The organism is Pseudoalteromonas sp. S3178, assembly GCF_005886985.1.
Taxonomy (GTDB): Bacteria; Pseudomonadota; Gammaproteobacteria; order Enterobacterales; family Alteromonadaceae; genus Pseudoalteromonas; species Pseudoalteromonas carrageenovora.
This window is the reverse complement of sequence record NZ_PNCW01000666.1, coordinates 1-263: the sequence shown is the minus strand read 5'-3', so window position 1 is coordinate 263 and position 263 is coordinate 1. Positions and strand designations below refer to the sequence as shown.

The 263-nt window shown below is 43.7% G+C and carries 1 pseudogene; it reads right to left on the bottom strand.

What is annotated here, in order from left to right:
- A pseudogene (locus CWC11_RS22680) lies at positions 1-232 on the bottom strand (MATE family efflux transporter); the annotation flags it as partial.
- Positions 233-263 lie beyond the last annotated feature (31 nt).

Here is a 263-nt window from a genome sequence, read left to right as displayed (position 1 = left end):
AACACACCTTAATCGCAAGCAAGTCAGTACGCTTTCTTTTGAGCTGAAGCGCAATAACCAAAGCCCCGAATTGAGCTGTGATTGTCGCATATGCCTCACCTGCAACCCCCAAACCAAATTGCGCGATAAATAGATAATCAAGCAGTATATTGAACACAGCCGAGACTAATAACAACAGCATCATCAACTGCGGTTTACCCTGACCACGAAACATATCAGCCACGATTGGCAATAAAACTCCGCTAATGGCACAAAGATATAAC